16 protein-coding genes are annotated in these 13,478 nt (G+C 72.3%); 2 read left to right on the top strand and 14 right to left on the bottom strand.

Going from position 1 to position 13,478, the window contains the following annotated elements:
- Positions 1-139: 139 nt before the first annotated feature.
- Genes E5082_RS16880 through E5082_RS16890 form a run of 3 tightly spaced genes read right to left on the bottom strand, consistent with a single transcriptional unit; the run spans position 140 to position 1,702 of the window.
- Positions 140-553, bottom strand: a complete 414-nt coding sequence (locus E5082_RS16880) for a hypothetical protein (protein ID WP_135792055.1) — start codon at positions 551-553, stop codon at positions 140-142.
- Positions 540-1,130: a hypothetical protein gene (locus tag E5082_RS16885; protein ID WP_135792056.1), complete on the bottom strand. Its 591-nt coding sequence runs from the start codon at positions 1,128-1,130 to the stop codon at positions 540-542. The genes E5082_RS16880 and E5082_RS16885 overlap by 14 nt, the downstream gene beginning before the upstream one ends.
- Positions 1,127-1,702 carry a TetR/AcrR family transcriptional regulator gene (locus E5082_RS16890; RefSeq protein WP_135792057.1) on the bottom strand — a complete coding sequence of 192 codons (576 nt, stop codon included), beginning with the start codon at positions 1,700-1,702 and terminating at the stop codon, positions 1,127-1,129. Before E5082_RS16890 ends, E5082_RS16885 begins: the two co-directional genes overlap by 4 nt.
- A gap of 121 nt (positions 1,703-1,823) precedes the next feature.
- Between E5082_RS16890 and E5082_RS16895 the strand changes: the two genes are divergently transcribed.
- Complete coding sequence (locus E5082_RS16895) at positions 1,824-2,861, top strand: aldo/keto reductase (protein WP_135792058.1); 1,038 nt, start codon at positions 1,824-1,826, stop codon at positions 2,859-2,861.
- 3 nt (positions 2,862-2,864) lie between these two features.
- Here E5082_RS16895 and E5082_RS16900 read toward each other — a convergent pair whose 3' ends face one another.
- The 7 genes from E5082_RS16900 to E5082_RS16930 all read right to left on the bottom strand — a co-directional run bounded on the left by E5082_RS16900 (position 2,865) and on the right by E5082_RS16930 (position 9,460).
- Positions 2,865-3,347 carry an HAD domain-containing protein gene (locus E5082_RS16900; RefSeq protein ID WP_135792059.1) on the bottom strand — a complete coding sequence of 161 codons (483 nt, stop codon included), beginning with the start codon at positions 3,345-3,347 and terminating at the stop codon, positions 2,865-2,867.
- Positions 3,348-3,413: 66 nt separating this feature from the next.
- The gene (locus E5082_RS16905) at positions 3,414-4,487 is read right to left on the bottom strand and encodes a phosphotransferase family protein (protein ID WP_135792060.1); all 1,074 of its coding nucleotides are present in this window, start codon (positions 4,485-4,487) and stop codon (positions 3,414-3,416) included.
- A 138-nt stretch (positions 4,488-4,625) separates the two neighbouring features.
- Positions 4,626-5,351 carry an HAD family hydrolase gene (locus tag E5082_RS16910; protein ID WP_135792061.1) on the bottom strand — a complete coding sequence of 242 codons (726 nt, stop codon included), beginning with the start codon at positions 5,349-5,351 and terminating at the stop codon, positions 4,626-4,628.
- A gap of 38 nt (positions 5,352-5,389) precedes the next feature.
- A complete protein-coding gene (locus E5082_RS33440) occupies positions 5,390-6,268 on the bottom strand; it encodes a GntR family transcriptional regulator (protein ID WP_190045341.1) in 879 nt (292 codons plus the stop codon).
- Positions 6,269-6,356: 88 nt separating this feature from the next.
- The gene (locus tag E5082_RS16920) at positions 6,357-7,259 is read right to left on the bottom strand and encodes a winged helix-turn-helix domain-containing protein (RefSeq protein WP_135792062.1); all 903 of its coding nucleotides are present in this window, start codon (positions 7,257-7,259) and stop codon (positions 6,357-6,359) included.
- Positions 7,260-7,572: 313 nt separating this feature from the next.
- The gene (locus E5082_RS16925; protein ID WP_135792063.1) at positions 7,573-8,811 is read right to left on the bottom strand and encodes a GNAT family N-acetyltransferase; all 1,239 of its coding nucleotides are present in this window, start codon (positions 8,809-8,811) and stop codon (positions 7,573-7,575) included.
- Positions 8,812-8,872: 61 nt separating this feature from the next.
- Positions 8,873-9,460, bottom strand: a complete 588-nt coding sequence (locus E5082_RS16930) for an RsiG family protein (protein WP_135792064.1) — start codon at positions 9,458-9,460, stop codon at positions 8,873-8,875.
- A gap of 162 nt (positions 9,461-9,622) precedes the next feature.
- Between E5082_RS16930 and dtd the strand changes: the two genes are divergently transcribed.
- The gene (gene dtd / locus E5082_RS16935; RefSeq protein ID WP_135792065.1) at positions 9,623-10,048 is read left to right on the top strand and encodes a D-aminoacyl-tRNA deacylase; all 426 of its coding nucleotides are present in this window, start codon (positions 9,623-9,625) and stop codon (positions 10,046-10,048) included.
- Positions 10,049-10,088: 40 nt separating this feature from the next.
- Here the strand turns inward: dtd and E5082_RS16940 are convergent, their stop codons facing one another.
- From E5082_RS16940 to E5082_RS16955, 4 genes are all read right to left on the bottom strand, one after another.
- Positions 10,089-11,057 carry a CorA family divalent cation transporter gene (locus E5082_RS16940; RefSeq protein ID WP_229918930.1) on the bottom strand — a complete coding sequence of 323 codons (969 nt, stop codon included), beginning with the start codon at positions 11,055-11,057 and terminating at the stop codon, positions 10,089-10,091.
- A gap of 207 nt (positions 11,058-11,264) precedes the next feature.
- Entirely contained in the window at positions 11,265-12,230 is a 966-nt protein-coding gene (gene ygfZ, locus E5082_RS16945) for a CAF17-like 4Fe-4S cluster assembly/insertion protein YgfZ (protein ID WP_135792066.1), read from the bottom strand.
- Positions 12,231-12,240: 10 nt separating this feature from the next.
- On the bottom strand, positions 12,241-12,678 hold the full coding sequence (locus tag E5082_RS16950; RefSeq protein ID WP_135792067.1) for a Fur family transcriptional regulator: 438 nt from the start codon (positions 12,676-12,678) through the stop codon (positions 12,241-12,243).
- A 69-nt stretch (positions 12,679-12,747) separates the two neighbouring features.
- The gene (locus tag E5082_RS16955; RefSeq protein WP_135792068.1) at positions 12,748-13,323 is read right to left on the bottom strand and encodes a heme-binding beta-barrel domain-containing protein; all 576 of its coding nucleotides are present in this window, start codon (positions 13,321-13,323) and stop codon (positions 12,748-12,750) included.
- Between the last annotated feature and the right edge of the window lie 155 nt (positions 13,324-13,478).

Below are 13,478 nucleotides of genomic sequence, written 5' to 3' on the forward strand. Positions count from 1 at the left end.
GCTCAGCCTGTGCGGGCGGCCTCCGGTTCCGCGACGCGGACCTCGGCGGGCGTCCGCAGGCTCCGCACCTGCGGAGGTAACCACGGCCCCGCACCCTGCGCCCGCCGGGCCGGCTCCTTCGCGGCCTTCGAAGTACTGGTCATCTTCTGGTCTCCAGGAACTCCTGGAGGCTGTTCGCCATGAGGTCGAACTGCCCGGTCACGGAGGGGCTGGTGGCCTGCCAGACGCGGCCGGAGCCGGAGAGGGCGCAGGGGTGGCCGTCGGCCGTCGCGGCGAAGATCAGGGCCGGCTGCTCACCCGGGATCTCGATCTCGCCGTGCTCGCGGAACAGGGCGGCGACGGTCGCGGGCGGGTGGACGGAGTGGCCGTCGGGGAGGCGGGCCTCGGCCAGCACCCAGTACAGCGTGGTCAGGTCCGACGGGATCGGGGTGAGGTCCACGAGGGCGGCTGTCGCCCGGTGGCTCTCGTCCGTCGCCCGGACCACGGTCGCCCCTCCCCGCGCGCACCAGGCCCGCACCCACCGCGCGTCGAGCCGCTCCTCAGCCGCGCCCATGGCCACCCCCGGTCCACAGCGCCAGGTCGCTGCTCGTGGCGACCGCGAGGGTGCGGCCCGTGGGGGAGAAGCCGGCCGCGCGGAACTCGGAGTACGTGGAGTGGAAGATGTGCCACCAGGTTCCGCCCGGTGGACCGGCGTTGACTCCACCGTCCGCCGAGAGGAGGACCCGGGCGTGGGGCCAGTCCGGGCTGACCACGCTCATGGTCCAGCCCGTGCCCGAGCCGCTGTGCAGACCGCCGCCGAAAAGACCTGCGATGCGAATCGGGGTGCCCGCGACCGGACCGAGGCCGGGGCAGGTGAGGTCGGGTGACAGATCCGGGGTGTCCGTCTCGGGGTCCGGGTCGTGGTCGCGGGCGAGGCGCTCGCCGGTGACCGCGTCGAAGAGGCCGTGCCCGCTGCTGGAGACCACCATCACCAGGTCGTGCCCGGTCTCCGGGTGCACGGCGAAGCCGATGCCGAGCAGCCCACCTACCCCGACGAGCCCCTCCCCCACCGGCCGCCACGGCGACGGCGCCGGCATCACGGGCGCGGCGAGATACCGGTCCCGAAGTGCCCGCCGGTACTCCGTGCTCATGGCGCCCCGTACCGCAGGCCATCCAGCAGCAACCCCACCATCCGCCCCGTGTGCCCGTCGTCGTCCTGGGCCGGGAGGGTCAGGTTGGCGACGGCTCGGAGGAGGTCGTTGGGGTCGGTGTCGGTGCGGATCTCGCCGGACTCGGCCGCGGCGCCGAGCAGATCTTCCAGGGCCGGTACCAGGCGGAGCTGGAAGTAGGACGGCAGGCTGTCGTAGGCCGGGTCGCCGGAGTGGAGGGCGGCGCTCAGGCCGCGCTTGGTGGCGATGAAGTGGGTGAAGCGGAGGAGCCAGAGGCGCAGGGCCTCTACGGGGGCGTGGCCGGCGGCGAGGGCGGGCGCGGTGTCGGCGCAGGCGTCGACCTCGTGGCGGAAGACGGCCGCGATGAGGTCGGAGCGCTGCGGGAAGTGCCGGTAGAGGGTGCCCGCGCCGACGCCCGCGCGAGCGGTGATCTGCCGTACGGGCGCGTCCACTCCGGACTCGGCGAACACCTCGGCGGCGGCCGTGAGCAGCGTGTCGATGCTGCGCCGCGCGTCGGCCCTCAGGCGCGGCCGGGACGGCTCGGCGTCGGTCATGGCAGACCTCCACTTGCTAACCGGAACAGCGTTCCGTATCGTTCTTCCCGGAACACCGTTCCGTTTTCGTGAGCGTAACGCGCCGCGGCGGGCCCTGGCCACCGCGGATTGGAGGAGACTCATGAAGTACCGCACACTGGGCCGGACCGGCATGAAGGTCAGCCCCTACTGCCTGGGCGCGATGATGTTCGGCGCCGTCGGCAACCCCGACCACGACGATTCCGTACGCATGATCCACAAGGCGCTGGACGCCGGGATCAACTTCATCGACACCGCCGACATGTACTCCTACGGGGAGTCGGAGGAGATCGTCGGCAAGGCGCTGAAGGGGCGGCGGGATTCCGTCGTGCTCGCCACCAAGGCGCGGCTGCCCATGAACTCCGACGGCGTCGACCCCAACATGCAGGGCGCGTCCCGGCGTTGGCTGACGCGGGCGCTGGACGACTCGCTGCGCCGGCTCGGCACGGACCACGTGGACCTCTTCCAGATCCACCGCCCCGACCCGGACACCGACATCGAGGAGACCCTCTCCGCCCTCACCGACCTGGTGCGCGCGGGCAAGGTCCGCGCGATCGGCACCTCCAGCTACCCGGCCTCCGACATCGTCGAGGCGCAGTGGGTCGCCGAACACCACCGGCTCCAGCGGTTCCGTACCGAGCAGCCGACGTATTCGCTGCTCAACCGGGGTGTCGAGCGCGAGGTGCTGCCGGTGTGCGAGCGGTACGGCATGGGGACGCTGATCTACAGCCCGCTGGCCGGGGGCATGCTCACCGGGCGCTACCGCAAGGACCAGCCCGCCGACACCCACCGCTCCACCTACGGCTTCCGGTATCTGCGCGACGAGCGGCGGCTGGACACCGTGGAGCGGCTGATCCCGGTCGCCGAGGAGGCCGGTGTCTCGCTGACCCACCTCGCGCTGGCCTTCGTGATCAGCCACCCCGGCGTCACCTCCGCGATCATCGGCCCGCGCACGACGGAGCAGCTCGACGATCTGCTCGCCGGCGACAAGGTCACGCTGTCCGACGAGATCCTGGACCGCATCGACGCGGTCGTCCCGCCCGGTACGGACGTCGGCGCCCTCGACATGGAGTACGCCCCGCCCGCGATCACCGAGGCGCACCTGCGGCGCCGGTGGGCCGGGGAGCGGTCGGCCGCGTGAGGGTCAGTACGACGGGTTCCTGCTCAGCCACTCCCGCAGGGTGGTGAAGTCGGCCGGGGTCAGCCCGTAGTCGTGGTCCACGCGGTGCAGCAGGGCCGGGGCGGGGTGGTGGACGGCGACGTAGGCCCGGTCGGCCTCGGTGATCTCGTCGTCGATCCAGATGAACGGACGGCCCGCCGCGAACTTCACCAGCGGGCGCGTCTTCCAGTGGGTCAGCGCGGGCGGCTCCTCCTCGTCCGGCCACGGCACCACGGGCAACCGGGGCAGCCCCAGCCACGGCCCGACCACCGTGTTCGCGTCGTCCATCCAGGTCGACGCCCACACCAGCTCGCACCCCAGCTCCAGCAGCCTGGCGCCGAGCCGGGGATCGACCCGCCCGAGCAGCGGATGCCCACCCGTGCCGCCGCCCCGCTCGAACTCCGGGTACGCGCCGCCGGGGGCGCCGAAGGGGATGAGCGGACCGTCGATGTCGAGAAAGAGCAGCATCACCCCTCAGCATCGGGCATGCGCGCACCTCCAGCCAGAAAGACCGGCGCGAGTGCGCGCCCGCGCTCACTCCCCCTGCGCCGCGTGCCACCGCGCCAGCGCCTCCGCCACCCGCCCCACGTCCGGCACCTCCACCACACCCAGCGGGCGCGCCCCCCTCACCAGGATCTCCCGGAGCTTCACGGCGAGGGCGGTGGCCGGGGGCGCGGCGGGGTCCTCCAGCGCCAGGGCCGAGCGGATGACGTCCGTGAAGACGGACTGGGCGCGCTTGTAGGCGAGCAGGGGTGTCAGGTCGTCCGTCCAGCCGCGCACGCTCAGTGGGCGGACCGCGCGGACGGTCGTGTGCCAGCGGGCGGCGATCTCGCGGGACTGGGCGGCCGGGTAGCGCATGAGGTGGAGGTGGGTGGCGAGGTCGTACAGGGGGTCGCCGACCATGGCCAGTTCCCAGTCGATGGTCCACAGGCGGTCGACCGGGTCGACGATGAAGTTCTCGCGGTGCAGGTCGGCGTGGAGGAGACAGAAGGGGCGCCGGGACAGCCCGTGCACATGGGCCCGCAGATGCTTGAACGAGGTCTCGGTGAGGCCGAGTTCGGCGAAGAGACGCTCGAAGCGGTCGAGGTTTCGGCGGTAGACGCGGTGCTCGGTGAAGTGGACGAGGCGTTCCAGGAAGCCGTCGCTGTCGCCGTCCGCGGGGCGGTCCTCGGCGGCGCAGCTCCGCTCGGCGGTGACGTCGGCCGGGCCGATCGCGGCGAGCCTGCCGAACAGCTCGGTGATCTGGCGGCACAGCGCCTCCGGCACCTCGGTGCCGGAGGGGTGGAGCGCGCCGAGCGTGGCGCCCTCGATGAACCGCATCAGCCGCAGCCCGCCGACCTCCACCAGGCCGGGGACGCGCGGCACGCGGTCGCCCAGCGCGGTGAGCAGGCGTTCCTCCGAGGCGAAGCAGCGCCGGTCGAACCAGAGCAGCCCGTCGCGGGGCTCCCGGCACTTCCACCGCCCCGGATGCAGCCGTGCGGCCTCACCGGCCAGCGGGAAGACGTACGTCTCGTGGTGGTAGCCCTGGAGCGGACCCTCGACCACCTTCTCGTCGCCGCTGGCCCCGGCCGCGTTCAGCCGGGCAATCGAAACCGTTTCGGGGGACATGGCCCGTTCTCTCGCCGTGCGCCCTGCCGAAAGGGGCGGAAGTGGCAGCACGGTACCGCCTCGGGAGCGGGTCCCGGCCCCACGACTCCGGTCCGGTTCCCCCGGACCGGGGACAGAGCGCACACACGTGCCCGCAAGCTACCCGCGCAAAGCCAGCAGCACGGGCTCCAGGGAGGTGAGGACCGTGTCGGCGCCCGCGGCGCGGAGTTGCTTGGCCCGGCGCTCACCGCTCGCGTAGCCGAGGAAGCGGACCCCCGCCCGCTCGGCGGCGACGAGGTCGGTGGGCGAGTCCCCGATCATCAGCGCGGACTCGGGGGCGGCGCCCAGGGCGGCGAGGGCCCGGTTGAGGCAGTGCGGGTCGGGCTTGAGGCGGTGCAGGTCGGCGGTACGGCCGTAGATGTGCGGGGCGAAGCAGCCGGTCAGGCCGCGTCCGGCGAGGTAGGCGTGGACCACGCGCGGGGAGTTGTTGGTGGTGACGGCCAGCCGGGAGCCGACGGCGGACCAGGTGCGGATCAGCGGGTCGGCGTACGCGGTCGGCAGGGCCGAGGCGGCGGCCAGCAACTCGTCCTGGGTCAGGCGTTCCTCCAGCTCGGCGACCAGGTCGCTGCCGGGGTGGCGGCGGTCCACCGCGCGCAGCACCACCTGCGGGTCAAGCGTCTCCCGCTCGTCCTCGGTGAGCAGCCCGCGCAGTCCGCGTCCGGCCAGCCACTCCACCAGCCCGGCCGCCACCCGCTCGGCGCGGTGCCGGGCGAAGAGGCGGCAGACCGGGCCGTCGAAGTCCCAGAGGACGACTCGCGCGCCGATCAGTTCGCGTAGCTTCTCGATCCCCTGGTCGCTCTTTTCCTCGACCGTTTCGGTCGCCATCAGCTCATGCTGCGTCGTTTCCGGCGTCTTGGAAGTCACTAGGAGAGTGTCAGGTCCGTCGTGATGGTTTCCCAGAGGGCGTCGAACCACTTCTGCGACTGTTCCACGAAGGAGGCGTCCCGTTGACCCGACCGCTTCTCGAAGGAGAACAGCATCGACTCCGAGCCGAGGGTGTCGAACATCTCCAGGGTGCCGGTGTCGGTGGGCTCCTCGCGCCGGGTGACCATGTAGTACGCGTACAGCGCCTCCGCGCCGTTGAGCAGGTACAGCTTGGCCGGCGGGGTGAAGGGCAGCGCGCGGAAGGTGACGTGGACGTCGATGTCGTGCGTGGCGCGCAGGGCGTTGAGGTTGTACTGGAGCACCTGCCCCTGGGCGTTGCGCATCGCCAGCCAGCGCCGGTGCACCGGGTCAGCGTCGTCCCCCCCGGGGTCCACCGGGACCGGGAAGGCGAGGCTGATGTCCCGCGAGGGCAGCAGGACGCGGACGTCGATGCGCTCGGGGCGCACCCGGCCCTCGTGGATCAGCCGCAGCGGCTCGCCGAGCGCGGGGATCAGGCTCTGCGCGGTGAGGCAGACGGCGTCCACGCGGACGTGGGGCGCGGTGAACGCCTCCGCCAGCCGGTGGGCGAGGGCGACCATTGTGGGCTGGGGGCCGTCCTGGGCGGGGGCGGGCTCCGCGACGCGCGGCGGGCTGCCCTTGGTGACGCCGGTGAGCAGACCCTCGTCGTGCAGCAGGCGCAGCGCCTGGCGGACCGCGCCGCGCTCCACGCCGAACTCCTCGGCCAGCTCGGCCTGGGTGGGCAGCCGCTCGCCCGCCCTCAGCTCGCCGGCGCGGATGCGGGCGCGCAGGGCGTCGGCGATCTCCTGGGCGGTGAACCGTCTGCCGCTCACTGCCACGTTCTCCTGGGTCACGACCAAACGGTACAACCTCAGTTCATCTACGGGCAGTTGTCGGCAAGTAGCTGCCAAGTGCGGACCACCGGGCAAGAGTTGGCCGCCAACTCGGCTACCCCAGCACCAGATCCGAGCTGATCGTCTCCCACAGCGCGTCGAACCAGAGCCGGGACTGCGTCACGAACTCGGTGTCCCGCTCCCCCGCCCCCCGCGCGAAGGCGAACAGCATCGACCGGGTGCCCTCGGCGTCGTACAGCGTCAGGTGCTCCGGGCCGATGTCCCGCTCGCGCCGGGCCAGCGTGTAGTACGCGAACAGCGCCTCGGAGCCGTTGAGCAGGTACAGCTTGACCGGTGGCGTGAAGGGGAGCGCGCGGAAGCGGACCCGGACGTCGATGCCGTGCGTGGCGCGCAGCGCGAGCAGGTTGTGCCGGAGCACCTGGCCCTGGGCGTTGCGCTGGGCCAGCCAGCGCCGGTGCAGCAGAGCGGTGTCGGCGGCGTCCACCGGCGCGGGGAAGGCGAGGGCGATGTCGCGGCTCGGCAGCAGCAGCCGTACGTCGATCTTGGCCGGTTTCAGCCCTCCCGCGTGGATCTGGCGCAGCGGTTCCCCGATGGCGAGGGTGAGCGAGACGGAGGTCAGGCAGAGGGCGTCCACGCGGACGTGCGGGACCGCGAAGGCGGCCGCGACGCGGGGCGCGAGGCCCGCCATCGTGGGCTGCGGCGGCGCGGCCGGGCCCACCGCGCCGGGCGGGACGGCCACCGTGGCCGGGCTGCCCTGCGACGATCCGGCGAGCAGCCGCTCCACACGCAGGATGCGCAGCGCCTCGCGGACCGTGCCGCGCTCGACCCCGAACTCCTCGGCCAGCTCCGCCTGGGTGGGCAGCCGCTCGCCGGGGCGCAGTACGCCGGTGTCGATACGGGTGCGCAGGGTGTCGGCCACCACGCGAGAGGTGACGCGTGAGGGGTGTGACCGTGGTGACCTCTTCCGCCCAGTGGCGGAGACGTGTTCCGGGTCCACGGATAAAGGCTACAACTTCCCGCCATCTTGCGGCAGTTCGCGGGATGATGGTTATGAGCCGCTTCCACGCGGCTATAACTACAGTGAAGTTGGCAGCCAACTTGACCGACATGGCCGAGCTTTCCGGCGGTTGGCCGACCGGGCTCCCCTCCGGAGGGGAGCCGGGAGCCCGGCAGGGGGCGGCCACGGGAGCGCACAGCCACAACTGAACACCCGCACAGCCACAACCGAACAGCGTCAGCGCACAGCCACAACCGAACAGCACGCTACGGATGAACGGCCGCCGGCACGGCAGGAGACGACCGGGGTCGGGTCAGAAGGAGTCCGGGCACCACGGGCGCACGGACGTGCGGAACAGGGCGTCGGCCGCACGGGCGGCGCCCTCCCGCTCCTCCTGGACCCGCCCCAGCGCCGCCAGCCGTGCCGTCGAGCCGTCTCCGAGCCACACCGTGGCCAGCTCGGCCACCGGCAGGGTCAGATCGGCGGACGCGCCGCCCGCCGGGGTGCAGGACGCGCCCTCGGGGGACGCCTCCAGCCGGTACCGGCCGCCCGCCGTGCCGTCCTCGTCCAGCACCTGAAGCACCAGCGACCCGGAGTGCTCGTAGCTCCGCGCCTCCAGCGCCCGCGCGACGTCCAGCAGCCGGACCCAGAGCCAGTCCGTGTGCGTCTCGACCCGGGCCGCGCGCACGTCGGGCAGCAGGAAGGGGAGCAGGGAGTCCGGGGCCCGCCAGCCGCTCTTGACGTGGGCGATCCAGTCGATCGAGCACAGATAGCGCCACAGCGCGGCCTCGGCCGCCGGGGTCGCGGCGGTCAGCCAGTCCACCTTGGCCGTGTTGTCCGGCTGCTGCCCCTCCCACTTGGCCTCGCAGCGGTACGACACCAGGCCCTCGACCTCGCCGGAGGCCGACCGGTACACCGCGTAGAACGGCTCGGTCCAGTCCTGGCCGAAGCGGGCGACGCCGGTACGGGCGTCCCACCACAGCTCGTCCCGCCCGATCGCGCCCGGCGTCACCGCGCGCACCCGCTCGGACAGCTTCGGGCCCAGCGCGCGCACCTCGGCGCCGTCCACCAGGTCGATCCGGGCACCGTCCGCCGGGCCCGCCCAGCGCGGGTCGAGACCCGAACGGCCCACGTCCACCGTCCAGTTGGTCGCCCAGGTCGCGGGGCCGAAGCCGTGCTTGCCGTAGATCGGGTACTCGGCGGCGACCAACGTGGCGATCACGTCCCCGCGCTCCCGCGCCGCCGCCAGGTCCTCGCGCATCATGCGCGTGAGCAGGCCGCGGCGGCGGTGGGTCGGGGAGACGGTGACGTTGGAGACGGCGTTGGAGGGGACGTACGCGCCGCCGACCGCGGTGACCTCCTGCGCGAAGGAGCGGAAGGTGCCCACGCAGCGTGCACCGTCGAAGGCGCCGAGCAGCCGGCCCGGCTCGAACTGCCGCAGCCTCGCCGCCCGTTGCTCCGGGGTGAGCACGGGGTCCTGGAGAAAACCGGTGTCCAGGGCGCGGTGCCAGTTGTCGAACTCGTCCTGGGCCACGGGGCGTACGTCGATCATGGTGCCACGGTAGGCGCGGGACGGGGCGTGTGTCGCGCGTATTTCCCGCGCCCGGGTCCGCTCAGGCCAGCAGGTCGTCCACCTGGGCCTCGCCCGCCCGGTACCGGCGCGCGATCTCGCCCCCGCAGTCGTCGGCGGTGCGCTGGAGGCCCTGGCGGCGGTGGGAGATCTCCTGCTCGTACCGGGTCAGCCGGCCCATCGCGTCCGCCAGTTCGGCGTCCGTGCGGGCGGTGAGGTCGGACAGCTCGACCTCGGCCAGCATCTCCGCCGCGAGTTTGCCGTACTCCTCGCTGTGCGGGGTGCCGAGGGTGACGTGGCGGGCGGAGGAGCGGTGGCGGGCCGGGGCGTCGGCCAGGATCTCCGACAGCCGCTCCACCACCGACCCGTCCACCGGCGCCGGTACACGCTCCCCGCCCCGGCGGACCAGCTCGGCGCGCAGGATGTCGATCCGGCCCTGGAGCAGCCGCCGGACGTAGCTCAGATCGGCCTCCTCCCGCTGGGCGTCCCGGCGCAGGGCGCGCAGCTCGGGCAGGCTCAGCGGGGCCAGGACGCCCGCAGCGGGCTCCTCTGGCGGCGGACTCGGCGGGCTCTCGGCGCGCTGCGTGGGCGGCCGGTGCGTGACCGGACCACTGGTGCTCGGTGTGCTCATGTGCGGTGGACCGTCCCCTCGACCGGCGTGTGGGAAGCATCGTGCCACCCCCGGTGGCCGCTATGTGACCGACTGCCCCCGAACGGCCCTGGATGGGGGGTATTGATCGGTTGTGGACCCCCCGGACCGAGGCACCCCGGGCCGCACGGCATGATGGGGCGCATGCGTGCGGTGGTGCAACGGGTGGACGGCGCGAGCGTCGTCGTGGACGGCGAGACGGTGGGCGCGATCGAGGGCGAGGGCCTGTGCGTCCTGGTCGGCGTGACCCACGAGGACACCAAGGAGAAGGCGGCCCAGCTGGCCCGCAAACTCTGGTCGGTACGCATGCTCTCCGACGAGCGGTCGTGCAGCGACATCGACGCCCCGCTGCTGGTCATCAGCCAGTTCACCCTCTACGGCGACGCCCGCAAGGGCCGCCGCCCCACCTGGAACGCGGCCGCCCCCGGCCCGGTCGCCGAACCGCTGGTGGACGAGGTCGTCGCCCAGCTCCGCGCCCTCGGCGCCACGGTGGCCACGGGCCGCTTCGGAGCCAGGATGCGGGTCTCCCTGGTGAACGACGGCCCCTTCACGATCCTGCTCGACATCTAGTCCTGCTCGACATCCGGGGGGGGGACACCCGCTGGATGTCCTAGTCCTCGTCGAGGAGCCGGCGCCAGATGCGGGTGCGGTGCAGCACGTAGAAGGAGCCCAGCAGAACCAGGGCCTGCAGTCCGATGGCGAGCAGCCAGAAGTCGTCCCTGGTCTCCAGCTTGTCGGTCAGAAAGGTGAAGTTCATGCCGAAGAACCCGGTGAGGAACGACAGCGGCAGAAAGATCACCGATACGATCGCCAGCCGGTTGATCACACCGTTCTGCTCACCCGCGACGAGCGAGGAGTAGCTGGCGAACGATCGGCGGGTGGCCTCCTGGAGCGACTCGATGTCGGCCAGCACCAGCCGCCCCGCCGTCTGGAACTCCCGGGCGGAGCGCTGCCGCTCCTCGGGAAAGGAGGGGTTGATCATCCGCCGGGTGAGGACCGCGTCGGTCACCTGGAGGAAAGGCAGCAGGGCGTGGTGCAGCCGGGCGGAGCGCCGGCGCAGTCGCGCCAGGGACTGGAGCTGCTCGGCCCTGCGGTCCTCGAACATCTCGTCCTCGAGTTCCTCGGTCTCCAGCAGGTTCCGCACCGCGGACAGCCGGAATGTCGCCAGGGCTTCCTGGAGCACGATGAAGAGCATGTGCACCGGGTCGACCGGCCGCTCGTGCCGCAGCCCCTGGGCGATCTTGTGGGCGAGGTCCCCCTGGCCGTGGTGCGCGGTGGCCAGGAAGCGCTCGGTGACCACGACGTGCACATGCCTGATCGCGTCCCCCTGCACCACGGGAACCACGAAACCGGCCCGGTCACCCAGGAAGTCGGCCCGCGCCGGTTCTCCGGTCCGGCCGAACCAGTCCAGCTCCTCGGCATCGAGCCCCAGCCGGGCGGCGAGTGGCACCGACGCGGCGTCCGGCGGCAGTTCGACGTCGACGAGGAGCAGGGAATCCGCGGCCAGCCGCTCCCTGGCGCCGGCGAAGTCCGTACGGGTGACGGTCACCTCCGGCATCGACACCACCGTTACAGTCATCGCTCCGCCGTCGCTCCCGGGCCCTGTGCCTGCAGCCTCTCCGTCCGGCGGCGTCCCCGCAACCGCGGCCACCCCTGCGCGCCGTGGTGGGCGCCGGACGGATGACGGCCGCGCGGAGGCGGCGCAGGCCTCCTGCCCCGCGAGGGCTCAGCACCCAGGCGTACGCCCGCGGCCCGAGCGCGGTACGGGCACGGGTCTGCCGCTCACCTACGGCTCGACCACCGTCTCCTGCGCAGCCGCCGTGTCCCCGGCCAGGAGCCGCGCGTCGGTGGGGACGTTGCGCTTGATGACGGCCAGGGCGACCGGGCCGAGTTCGTGATGACGTACGGACGTGGTCACCTGGCCGATCTTGCGGCCGTCGGGGCCGTCGTCCGCGAGGCGGATCTCGGTGCCGGGCGGGGGGAGGTGGACGTCGCTGCCGTCGAGGTGGAGGAAGACCAGGCGGCGCGGCGGCTTGCCGAGGTTCTGCACGCGGGCGACCGTCTCCTGGCCCCGGTAGCAGCCCTTCTGGAGGTGCACGGCGGTGCCGATCCAGCCCAGCTCGTGCGGGATCGTACGGTGGTCGGTCTCGAAGCCGAGGCGGGGCCGGTGCTGCTCCACCCGGAGCGCCTCGTGGGCGAGGAGACCGGCGGCCGGGCCGGAGCGGGCGGCGAACTCCTCCAACTGCTCGCGCGGCAGGAAGAGATCACGGCCGTACGGCGTCTCACGGACCACCGCGCCCTCGGGGACCTCGGTGATGGAGCCGGCGGGGAGGTGGACCACCGCGATGTCGGCGGTGCGGTCGGCGACCTCGACGCGGTAGAAGAACTTCATCGACTCCAGGTAGGCGATCAGCGCCTGCTGGGTGCCGGGCTCGACATGCGCCCACACGGTCGTACCGTCGTCCACCAGGTACAGGGCGTGCTCGATGTGCCCGTTGGCGGAGAGGACCAGCGCCTCGGTGGCCTCACCGGCCGGCAGGTCGCTGACGGCTTGAGTCAGCAGCAGATGCAGCCAGCTCAGCCGGTCCGCGCCGGTCACGGCGACGACGCCCCGGTGGGAGAGGTCGACGAAACCGGTGCCGTCGGCGAGGGCGCGCTGCTCGCGGAACAGGTCGCCGTAGTGGGCGGCGACGCCTTCGTCCACGCCCTCGGCGGGAACGGCGCCGGGCAGGGACAGCAGGGGGCTCTTCATACGGGCCAGCCTACGACGGGGTGGTTGAACTCTTCAGGGCGCAGTCCCCGCACCGGCCGAAGATCGCGAAGTGCTTCATGTCGGTGTCGAACCCGAACTGCTCGCGCAGCCGCGCGGTGAAGTCCGCGGCGACCTCCACGTCCGCCTCGATCACGTTCTCGCAGTCCCGGCAGACCAGGTGGAGATGGTGGTGGCGGTCGGCGAGGTGGTAGGTGGGCGCGCCGTGGCCGAGGTGGGCGTGGCTGACCAGGCCCAGCTCCTCCAGGAGCTCCAGCGTGCGGTACACGGTGGAGATGTTGACCCCGGAGGCGGTCTTCCGGACCTCGACGAGGATGTCGTCCGGCGTCGCGTGCTCCAGGGAGTCCACGGCTTCGAGCACGAGTTGCCGCTGCGGCGTCAGCCGGTAGCCGCGCTGCCTGAGATCACTCTTCCAGTCGGTGCTCACCACACTGGAAGTGTAGGGCCGCCGGGCCGGACGCCCCGCTCGGACGGAACGCCGGCCAGGTTCGGCTCGGGCCTACTTGAAGAACGCGATGCCGTCGTCCGGCATGTCCTCGGGGAGGTCCTTCGCCCAGCGCTCGACGTCCTCGGGGGTGACGGCCTTCTTGAGCTGGGCCGACATGTAGGGGCGCAGCTCGACCTCGGGGGTCTGCTTCTCGCCGACCCACATGAGGTCGCCCTTGACGTAGCCGTACAGCCGCTTGCCGCCGGTGTACGCCGGGGACTCCGGGGTGCGGGCGACCGCGTCGGTGACCAGGTCGATCTGGGGCTTCTTGTCCGCCAGCTCGCCGTACCAGATCTCCACCACGCCGTCGTCACGGGTCATCGTGACGGTGATCTTGCGCTCGGCGTCGATCCGCCAGAAGCCGGCCTCGGACTCCAGCGGGCGGACCTTGTTGCCCTCGTTGTCGAGGACCCAGGTACGGGACTGGTACTCCAGGAAGTCCCGGCCGTCGTGGGCGAAGGTCACCTCCTGGCCGAAGTTGCACTTCTCGGAGCCGGGGAAGTCGTGGACCCCCGCACCCGCCCAGTTGCCCAGCAGAAAGGCGAGGGGGACGAGGTCCTTGTGCAGGTCAGACGGGATCTCGATCATGAGCGGCCGTTCCTGTCGGTCTTGGGGCGGTGCTTCAGCGCTGGCCCTGGTACAGCTTCTTCACGGTCAGCCCGGCGAAGGCGATCACGCCGACGCAGACCAGGACCAGCAGCAGTTCGAAGAAGATCTCCACGGGTGTGCTCCTTGAGCGGAAG

The organism is Streptomyces griseoluteus, from assembly GCF_004784465.1.
In the GTDB taxonomy this organism is placed as follows: domain Bacteria; phylum Actinomycetota; class Actinomycetes; order Streptomycetales; family Streptomycetaceae; genus Streptomyces; species Streptomyces griseoluteus.

Bases quoted from the DNA above. Each gene is read 5' to 3' on its own strand.
- E5082_RS16880 (WP_135792055.1), bottom strand. From the start codon at position 553: ATGGGCGCGGCTGAGGAGCGGCTCGACGCGCGGTGGGTGCGGGCCTGG.
- E5082_RS16885 (WP_135792056.1), bottom strand. From the start codon at position 1,130: ATGAGCACGGAGTACCGGCGGGCACTTCGGGACCGGTATCTCGCCGCG.
- E5082_RS16890 (WP_135792057.1), bottom strand. From the start codon at position 1,702: ATGACCGACGCCGAGCCGTCCCGGCCGCGCCTGAGGGCCGACGCGCGG.
- E5082_RS16895 (WP_135792058.1), top strand. From the start codon at position 1,824: ATGAAGTACCGCACACTGGGCCGGACCGGCATGAAGGTCAGCCCCTAC.
- E5082_RS16900 (WP_135792059.1), bottom strand. From the start codon at position 3,347: ATGCTGCTCTTTCTCGACATCGACGGTCCGCTCATCCCCTTCGGCGCC.
- E5082_RS16905 (WP_135792060.1), bottom strand. From the start codon at position 4,487: ATGTCCCCCGAAACGGTTTCGATTGCCCGGCTGAACGCGGCCGGGGCC.
- E5082_RS16910 (WP_135792061.1), bottom strand. From the start codon at position 5,351: ATGGCGACCGAAACGGTCGAGGAAAAGAGCGACCAGGGGATCGAGAAG.
- E5082_RS16925 (WP_135792063.1), bottom strand. From the start codon at position 8,811: ATGATCGACGTACGCCCCGTGGCCCAGGACGAGTTCGACAACTGGCAC.
- E5082_RS16930 (WP_135792064.1), bottom strand. From the start codon at position 9,460: ATGAGCACACCGAGCACCAGTGGTCCGGTCACGCACCGGCCGCCCACG.
- dtd (WP_135792065.1), top strand. From the start codon at position 9,623: ATGCGTGCGGTGGTGCAACGGGTGGACGGCGCGAGCGTCGTCGTGGAC.
- E5082_RS16940 (WP_229918930.1), bottom strand. From the start codon at position 11,057: ATGACTGTAACGGTGGTGTCGATGCCGGAGGTGACCGTCACCCGTACG.
- ygfZ (WP_135792066.1), bottom strand. From the start codon at position 12,230: ATGAAGAGCCCCCTGCTGTCCCTGCCCGGCGCCGTTCCCGCCGAGGGC.
- E5082_RS16955 (WP_135792068.1), bottom strand. From the start codon at position 13,323: ATGATCGAGATCCCGTCTGACCTGCACAAGGACCTCGTCCCCCTCGCC.